This window comes from Mycobacterium sp. 1245852.3, assembly GCF_001669335.1.
Taxonomy (GTDB): Bacteria; Actinomycetota; Actinomycetes; order Mycobacteriales; family Mycobacteriaceae; genus Mycobacterium; species Mycobacterium europaeum_A.
Genome location: NZ_LZLL01000389.1, coordinates 1 through 8,434, shown reverse-complemented (window position 1 = coordinate 8,434; position 8,434 = coordinate 1). Strand labels below are relative to the sequence as shown.

Sequence of the window (8,434 nt, the reverse complement as noted above, 5' to 3'; positions counted from 1 at the left end):
CAGCTGCCCGGCATCGTGCACGGGTTGCGCTGGATCGCCGACGGCGACTACCCCGACCACCGCCTCGCGTCCGAGGGACCTCTGGGCGAGATCGGCAACGCGGTGCAGTATCTCGTCACCGACCCCGTCGAGAACACCTTCGACGACTTCGTGACCCTCGGACGCACCCTGCGCGACAACGGCCGATTCCCCGTCGTCAGGCCATCCCTGCAAGTGGCCGGGCTGCGGCTGCTGCAGTGGCGATCCTCGCCACACGCGCTCGTTTCGCCCGAGGTGGTGCCGTTTCGCCCGCACCGCGGCGTCGTGCTGATCGTTGAGGAACCCACCGACGGCCGGCCGGACGACTGGCTGCAGTGGTTGCATGCCGAGCACTATCCGGCGCTGCTGGCGACGCCGGGCACGGCCGGCGCGTGGACGTTTGGTTCCAGCACCGGCTGGAGCCACCTGCCCCGGGGCTGGCGAACCGATCACCAGTACATCACCGTGATCTACCTGGACGAGGATCCGCTGGCCACGACCGGGGCGTTGGCCCCGATCATCGAAGAGCGTTGGCGTTCAACGGCGGTGCGGCCGGTGTTCGCCGGGCCGCTGCGCAGCATGATCAGCTGGGACGCCTGGCCGTAACGAACAGGCTTTATAGTCCTCTTGAGCGTCTAGCGGAGGACACGGATGACGAATCGGAACAATCGGTGGTGCGTCGCGCCCGCGGCTGTCGCCCTCGGCCTGGTGGCGTTGGCGGCCGGCCTGCCGGCGTGCTCATCCAAGGGGGATCACCCGGCCGCCGCCCCGAGCTCGGGCCCGGCGTTGGCGAGCACCACCGTCATGATCGACGGGAACAAGCACACGATGATCGCCGCCGTGGACTGCACGCGATCGGCGGCCCAACCGAGTGCGTCTCCCCCGGAATCGGGCGACCTGACCACCCGGATCGGCGTGCACGACGATGCCGCATCGGTGTCGCTGGCCGTGTCCGACGAGCAACCACCTACCGTCGACGGCTTCGCCATTTCGCTCAAGCTGGACAACGGCCAGTACCAATTGCCTTACCAGGGAACGAAATCGCCGACTCAGGTGCAAGCGACCAAGGACGGCAAGAGTTATACGGTGACCGGGACCGGCCAGGCGACCACACCCGGCCAAAGTGGTTTGCGGGACGTCACGTTCGGCATTCACGTGACGTGCCCGTAGGCAGATAGTTGTCTGCCACGACGGCCTCTGCGATGCTGACAGCTTGGACATCTTTGCGCAGTGGCAAGACGGCGGCACCGAGCTGCGGTGGCGCTCGACGACCGCGGCTAACGACGGCGCAGAGGTCGCGGTGTTCACCCGCCGGTGCGGCACCGTCGGCGCGCCCGCATTGGTGTTGGTGCACGGCTTTCCGACCAGCAGCATCGACTATTTCGCACTGGCGGGTGAACTGAGCGCGGAGTTCGACATCTACCTGCTGGACTTTCCCGGCTACGGACTTTCCGACAAACCACCCGAGCCCTACACGTACTCGCTCTACGACGACGCGCGCCTGCTCGTCCATGTGATCACGCAAGTGTGGGGACTCACCGAATACCGCATGCTGACCCATGACCGCGGTAGCAGCGTCGGCATGATCGCGGTGAGCATGCTGGCCGCCCTGGACCCGTCGGCCGCACCCGTCGACCTGATCTTGACCAACGCCAACATCTACCTTCCGTTGGCCAACCTCACCGCATTCCAGACCGCGCTGCTCGACCCCGCGACCGCGCGCGCCACCGCGGCGGCGACGACGCCCGAGATGCTGGCGGCCGGCATGGGCGCGAGCACGTTCATGCCGCGACGCACGCTGGAAGACCCGGAGATCGCCGCCCTGGCGAAAAGCTTTGCGCACAATGACGGAATCCGGGTGCTGCCCGACACCATCCAGTATCTGCACGAGCGCGCCGCCGACGAAACGGGTTGGCTGGAAGCGCTTTCCACGAGCGACGTCAACACGACGGTGATTTGGGGCGTCCACGACAACGTGGCACCGTTGCGGGTCCCCAACCACGTCTGGCAGACGTATCTAAGGAACAAGCCGGGCCGCAACCGCTACTGGGTGATTCCGGGCGCCGACCACTATCTGCAGTGCGACGCACCGGGGCAACTGGCCGAGATCGTGCGCCTCACCGCCCAAGGCGACGATATTTCGTTGCAGACCTTGGGAAACCAGCCCGACGGCGCGGTCTTGGTGGACCACAGCGGCTCCTAGCTCGCCGAACGTGAAACTAACTTCACGCTCGTCGCCGAGGGTGAAACTAACTTCACACTCGGCGACGAAAAGGCCCGGTCTATGGCGTGACGACGGGTAGGCGCGCCCACCCGCGCACGCTCGCGGTGTGCGCCCGCTGGGCGTTCGCGTAGTCGACTTCCCAGTCCGGCCAACGCTTCAGCACTTCCTCGAAGGCCACCCGCGCTTCCAGCCGCGCCAGCGCCGAACCCAGGCAGAAATGCAGGCCCTGCCCGAAGCTGAGATGGCTTCCGCGGCGGTGGATGTCGTAGCGATCGGCATCCGGGAAGTGGCTTTCGTCGCGGTTGGCCGACGCGTTCAGCAGCAGCATGAACGACCCCTCCGGAACCACGCGCCCATAGTGCTCGGCATCGCGCGCGACGTAACGGGCCTGCACCGGTGACGGCGGCTCGTACCGCAGCGTCTCCTCGATCGCCCCGGGGATCAGCGACGGGTCCGCAACGAGTTCGCGGCGTTGATCCGGGTGATCCGACAACAGTTGGCCCATGAAACCGATGAGGCGGGCGGTGGTTTCGTTGCCGGCACCGGCGATCATCGCGGTGTAGGACAGCACCTCCGTCCGCGACAGCGGGCGCCGCGTCCCGTCCGGCTCGTCGATCTCGGCCCGCAGCAACTCCGTCATCAGGTCGTCGGAGGGATGATCGGCCCGCCATTCGATGTATTCGGCAAACAAGGCAATGGAATTCGCGAACACATTGGCATCGACCGCGGCCGGGTCGCTATCCCTGGACAGTTCGATGTTGGCGACGCTGCGGTCGCGGATCTTTTCCTGATCGGCCTCGGGAATGCCCAAGAGATATCCGATGGTCCGCATCGGCATCATCGCACCGAGATCGGCGATGAAATCGAAACCGCCCTGTCCGACCAGCGGGTCCAGTTCGCGGACACAGAAGCCGCGCACCAGATCCTCTACGGCCAGCATGCGCCGGGGCGTGAAGACGCGAGACAGCAGTTTGCGGTGCAGATCGTGCAGCGGAGGATCTTCGAACAGCAGAATGCCCGGCGGCACTTCGATATTCGCGAACAGGATGTCGGCGGTGGTGCCGCGGCCGGACCGGTAGGTCTCCCAGTTCGGCAGTTCACGCACCACGTCGTCGTACCGGCTCAGCGCATAGAAGTTGTACTTCTCGTTGTAGTACAGCGGGGCTTCTTCGCGCATCCGCTTCCACACCGGGTACGGGTTGTCGTCGATCTCGACATCGAACGGGTCGTAGTACAACTCGACGGCGCTGGGGCTTGTCATTGTCGGATCCCTATCTCAGTCGTTGCGGTGCAAGAAGCCATGTAAGAGTGCTTGGACGAGTTCCTCAACGATCACCTCCCGCGGCGGTGGATTGTTTCCGAAGTAGGTCGAACGCAAAGCAGCCATGCCGGCGATCATCGACACGGTCGAGTGCGCCGGCAGGTCGGGGTGATCGGACCGCAATCCCCGTAATTGCATGCCTTCCACGCTGATTTGGCCCAGCACCGTGACCGCCCGGCGGATCTCGGCGATGCCGGCGTCGACCTTCTCGTCGTCGCTGAGACTGTCGGCGGCCATCAGCGTCAACAGCAGACCCTGATGTTCGACGAACACGTCGTAGAGCTTCGAGACGAACAGCCGGGTCAGTTCCTGCTCGTCGGTCTCCTCGGGAACCACCGACTGCCAGGTCTGGCCGAATTCGTCGACGAAGTTCACGAAGGGGACGACGAGCGCCTCGCGGAACAACGCGGCCTTCGAACCGAAGTTGCGGAACAGCAGGTGTTCGGTGACGCCGGCGGCCTGGGCGATCTCACGTGTCGTGGTGCTGCGATAGTCCTGGCCGGCGAAGAGCTCCCGAGCGGCGTCGAGCAGTAGCCGGCGCGGCTCGCCACGGGGGCGACGCGCCACCGTGGCCGGCGACGGGTGCTTAATTGCTCGCTGGGGCACCGATGTCCACTCCTCGAAGGGCCTTCGGGATAGTATCCACTATCTCGATAGGATAGTATCCACTACCTTAAAGCGAAACCATCGGAAGGGTGACACCATGGGCGCTGTCATCATGCTCGGCACGCTGTTCGGACTGATCGTTCTGATATTCGGCCTGGTGCTGCGCTTCGACCCCGAGGCGCGGCGCGCGCCGAGCGACGAGGGTCGCCGGTGAACACCCAGATGACGCCCGCGATGGCCGGGGCCCAGTACTTTTCCTACATCGCGAGCATCGCGTTCCTGATCGCGGGGATCTACCTGAGCTACCGGCGCCGTCGCATCCACCCGCTGTTGCTTCTCGGCATTTCGGCGATCTCGTTCTCCTGGATCGAGTCACCCTACGACTGGGCGATGTATGCACAGTTTCCACCCGCGCTGCCGCGCATGCCGTCCTGGTGGCCGTTGAACGTGACGTGGGGCGGGTTGCCATCAGCGGTGCCGATCGGTTACGTCTCCTACTTCATCATTCCTGCGGTGACCGGGGCCGCCCTCGGACGGTGGCTGAGCGCAAAGTTCAACTGGCGCAGGCCGATTACCCTGCTTGTGGTCGGCCTGGTCGTCGGTATCTGCTGGGCATTGTTTTTCAACGCCTTCACCGGCGCGCACCTCGGCAACTTCTATTACGGGTACGTGATTCCCGGCCTAGCGATCTTCGAGGGGACCAAGCACCAGTACCCGCTCTACGACTCGCTGGCCATGGGCATCCAGATGATGCTGTTCACGTATCTGCTCGGGCGCACCGATGCGCAAGGACGAAACGTCATCGACATGTGGGCGGATAAGAGGGCGAAGAGCCGTGGCCAGTCAGCGGTGCTCACGATCCTGGCCGTCATCGTCGTCGGACACCTGGTCTACGGGGCGGTGTTTGCGCCGCACCTCATTACGAAGCTCGGCGGCTACGTCACCGCGGGGCCGACCGAGCAGCTGTACCCGGGCGTCCCCAACCAACCCAAATAAGGCAGCGATCACATGGGTTACGAGAGCACCGCGGAGCCGATCAAAATCGGCTATTTGATGGACTTCCGCTTGCCCGAGGGCTTTCCAAAGACCTATTTCGAGGACCTGACGCAACCGTTCGACCTGGTCTTCAAGAAGGGCGTCGAGCAAGGGCTGATCGATCGACCGATCGAGATCATCTACCGAGAAGTGGAGGGTCTGCCCAAGGGATCGGTCAAAGCGGTCATCGACGCCTACGGCGAGTTGTGCGACGCGGGTTGCCTGGCGATCTTCGGGCCCAATATCGGGGACAACGCGATCCCGACCCGAGAGGCCATCGAGGAGCGCTTCAAGGTCCCGTGCATCAGCGTGACCGGGTCCGACGCCGCGCTCGGCGAGTGGTTCTTCGCCTACCCGATGGGCTCGCACACCGACGAGCCGATCTTCTGGTCCGGCCTGCTCACCAAGGGCGGTCACACCGAGGTCGGCGTGCTCGTGGAGCAGTCCCTGGTCGGCGAGGCATATCTGAAGAACTTCCGGGATGCGTGCAAGCGCAAGAACATTCGCATCGTGGCCGAGGCGTCGATCGCCCAGACCGCCGGGGACGTGACGGCCGCGGTCCAGGCGCTGCACGACGCGAAGGCGCAGGCGATCGTGCACTGCGGGTTCGGCTTCGGGATCGTGTTCGTCAACCCGGCGCTCGAGGCGCTGGGCTGGGATCCGCCCCGGTTTTGCGGTACCGCCTTCCAGAACGCCTGGCTCAACCCCATCATGTGGAATGCGTTCATGGGTTGGACCGGGGTCGACCAGTACGACGAAGGCAACACGGTCGGGCAGAACTTCCTGGACGAGTACCACGAGGCCTACGGCCGGCGACCGGAATGGTGTGTGCCGGTGGTCAATCGGGACGTCGCGCACACGCTGCTGCGGGCGCTGGCCGACGCCCACCCGTTGAGCCCGCGCGGCGTGAAGGAGGCGCTCGAACGGGTCAAGATGATGCCGGCCGCATCCGGCGCCCCGGGAACGCGGGTGTCGTTCGGTAACTGGTCGCGCCGCGCCTGGGTGGGCGCGGGTTACCTGGTGGCGCGGCGGCTCGACCCCGACGGAGTCAACTCACACCTCGTCGACCGGTTCGGCGAGGAGTAGGGGTCAGCCGAGGGCCTCGGGCAGCACGACCTCGCCCACCCGCTTCAGATACGGCCACGCGATGTCCGGCGGCAGCCCGCCGCACAGTGGCGACAGGTTGAGCACCTGACCGGCCTTGACGCGCGAAATCGCTTCGGGCACAGAGATGATCACGTGCGACGTCGGTGTCTCACGCAGCTCGTCGATGGTGTTGACGTGCGAAAAGCCGGCCGTCGTCTCGTCCCCGGGATTCCACGCGGCATACGTTCGCACGTCGTGCAGCAGATGCTCGCCGATCTCTTTCCATGCCTGATCGACGTCGTCTGCGACGAACACCACCGAAGGCGTGTTGCGGTCGGGAAACATCGTCGGTCCGGGCTGATGACCGTGCTCGCGACAGGCCTCCTCGTAGGCCTCGCGCATGCCCGGCGCGTTGGCGTTGCCCAGCATGCCCAGTCCGTATCTGCCGGCCCGGCGGGCCGCCGCGACCGTTCCGCCACCCCACATCAGTCCCGGCCCGCCGGGCGTCAGCGGCCGAGGCGTCACGGTGATCGACCGCCCGTCCTCGACGACGGTTTCACCGGCGAGCAGTCGCCGCAGCAGCGCGAGTTTCTCGTCGCAGAGGCGACCGCGCTTCTTGATCGGCACGCCGAAGTGCTCGAACTCCTCGGGCCGGTAGCCCAGGGCCAGGATGTACGACGCCCGCCCGTTGCTGATGATGTCGAGCACCGCCATGTCCTCGGCGAGGCGGACCGTTTCGTAGAACGGGAGGATCAAAATGAGGCTCAGCGCCAGGCGCTGGGTTCGCGCCGCCACCGCCGAGGCCAGCAGGAACGGTGACGGCAGGTAGCCGTCGTCGGACCCGTGATGCTCACACAGGACGGCCGCCAGACCACCGTGCTCCTCGGCCCACGCGGACATCTCGGGAGCCGCGGCGTACAGATCGGTTGGGGGCGCAGCCCATTCGGGATCGCGCATGTCGAAGCGCAGTGTGTACACGGCAAACTCCTAGGTGGCCTAATCTTGGTGATGCACGTTACACCTTCAGTCGAAGGCGTAAAGCGGCAGCGCCATGGGAATGTCCAGCGAGCTCAGCAGCCCCGGCGGCGCCTCGACGACATACGGGATCGCGTTGACCACGCGCATGGCCGTGGCCGCCATGGCGGCCCGCCCGGCCCCGTGTCCTTCGGTATCGCCCAGCGTCAGCTCGCAGTGGATGTCGGGATCTCCCTCGATGTCGACCCGATAGGTGGCGTCGCAGGCCGACGCCGGCCAGGCGGGGGCGACGGCGCGGGCCATCCGGATGACGTGCTCGATCACGATGGCCTCGCGGCCGTTGACCACCCCCGCGGCGCGCGTGCGCACCGCGCCGCAGGTGCCCGCTCTTATCGTGCCGAAGGCGACCTCGATGTCCCGGTCCGTCAGCTCACGGTCGAGCGAACCGCGTATCTCCTCCACCTCGACACCGAGTCCCGCCGCCATGAGGTAAATCGGTGCTTGCCAAGCTAATTCGATGAAGCCGGGGGTCTTGAGCATCGGCTCGAACTCGAGCGGCCGGCCAAAGCCCATCCCATCCATCATCACGTCGGCGACCGGGTAGTGGTCGTTCAACGCGACCTCGCTGGCCGTGATCCGGCGGATGTTCTTGGACTGCGTGGACAGCACCAGCGGCAGATAGTCAGCGGCGAAACCCGGCTCGATTCCCGACGCGTACAGCGACACCTGGCCCTGCTTGGCCGCGGCGACCAGCTGGTCGCGCCATTCGGCGGGCTCGTAGGCATGCGGGTTGACCAACCGCGTGGTACTCGTGGTCACGACGTTGATCCCGGCTTCGAGCAGCTTGACGTAATCGGGGATGGCCAACGCGTCGCGCTCCGGCCCGCTGGCCGCATAGATGACGCAGTCGGGTTTGGCCGCGATCAGCGCGTCGGCGTCGTTGGTGGCCCTCAGCCCGATCGGCTCACCGCCGGCCAGTTCACCGGCATCCTTGCCGACCTTGTCCTCCGAGTGCACCCACACGCCGACCAGGTCCAGATTGGGGCGCCGCGAAATGGCGCGGATGGCGATCGAGCCGATGCCTCCTGTCGCCCACACCACCACGCGATGAGCCGTCATCTTGTTCCTCCTCAGGTGCGTGCGCGCCGCGCGAACGCGAAAGCCGGGGC

9 protein-coding genes are annotated in these 8,434 nt (G+C 65.8%); 5 read left to right on the top strand and 4 right to left on the bottom strand.

What is annotated here, in order from left to right; all coding sequences use genetic code 11:
* The 3 genes from A9W96_RS17655 to A9W96_RS17645 all read left to right on the top strand — a co-directional run.
* Window positions 1–624 (top strand): hypothetical protein (locus tag A9W96_RS17655; RefSeq protein ID WP_067141661.1); only part of this gene is annotated, 624 nt, incomplete at its 5' end.
* Window positions 625–669: 45 nt separating this feature from the next.
* Window positions 670–1,188, top strand: a complete 519-nt coding sequence (locus A9W96_RS17650; protein WP_067141658.1) for a lipoprotein LpqH — start codon at window positions 670–672, stop codon at window positions 1,186–1,188.
* Between the two features lie 43 nt (window positions 1,189–1,231).
* A complete protein-coding gene (locus A9W96_RS17645) occupies window positions 1,232–2,221 on the top strand; it encodes an alpha/beta fold hydrolase (protein WP_067141655.1) in 990 nt (329 codons plus the stop codon).
* A 79-nt stretch (window positions 2,222–2,300) separates the two neighbouring features.
* On the opposite strand, the gene A9W96_RS17640 is transcribed toward A9W96_RS17645, so the two are convergent.
* Together A9W96_RS17640 and A9W96_RS17635 are read right to left on the bottom strand one after the other, a co-directional pair.
* Window positions 2,301–3,503 carry a cytochrome P450 gene (locus A9W96_RS17640; RefSeq protein ID WP_066871400.1) on the bottom strand — a complete coding sequence of 401 codons (1,203 nt, stop codon included), beginning with the start codon at window positions 3,501–3,503 and terminating at the stop codon, window positions 2,301–2,303.
* A gap of 15 nt (window positions 3,504–3,518) precedes the next feature.
* On the bottom strand, window positions 3,519–4,169 hold the full coding sequence (locus tag A9W96_RS17635; RefSeq protein ID WP_067141652.1) for a TetR/AcrR family transcriptional regulator: 651 nt from the start codon (window positions 4,167–4,169) through the stop codon (window positions 3,519–3,521).
* Between the two features lie 210 nt (window positions 4,170–4,379).
* Between A9W96_RS17635 and A9W96_RS17630 the strand changes: the two genes are divergently transcribed.
* Together A9W96_RS17630 and A9W96_RS17625 are read left to right on the top strand one after the other, a co-directional pair.
* Window positions 4,380–5,165 (top strand): spirocyclase AveC family protein, encoded by a 786-nt coding sequence (locus tag A9W96_RS17630; protein WP_067141649.1) that lies wholly within the window; start codon window positions 4,380–4,382, stop codon window positions 5,163–5,165.
* Between the two features lie 12 nt (window positions 5,166–5,177).
* Window positions 5,178–6,290, top strand: a complete 1,113-nt coding sequence (locus tag A9W96_RS17625) for an ABC transporter substrate-binding protein (RefSeq protein WP_067141645.1) — start codon at window positions 5,178–5,180, stop codon at window positions 6,288–6,290.
* 3 nt (window positions 6,291–6,293) lie between these two features.
* Here the strand turns inward: A9W96_RS17625 and A9W96_RS17620 are convergent, their stop codons facing one another.
* Together A9W96_RS17620 and A9W96_RS17615 are read right to left on the bottom strand one after the other, a co-directional pair.
* Complete coding sequence (locus A9W96_RS17620; protein WP_067141642.1) at window positions 6,294–7,268, bottom strand: LLM class flavin-dependent oxidoreductase; 975 nt, start codon at window positions 7,266–7,268, stop codon at window positions 6,294–6,296.
* A 45-nt stretch (window positions 7,269–7,313) separates the two neighbouring features.
* Window positions 7,314–8,384: a dihydrodipicolinate reductase gene (locus A9W96_RS17615; RefSeq protein WP_067141664.1), complete on the bottom strand. Its 1,071-nt coding sequence runs from the start codon at window positions 8,382–8,384 to the stop codon at window positions 7,314–7,316.
* Window positions 8,385–8,434: the final 50 nt, after the last annotated feature.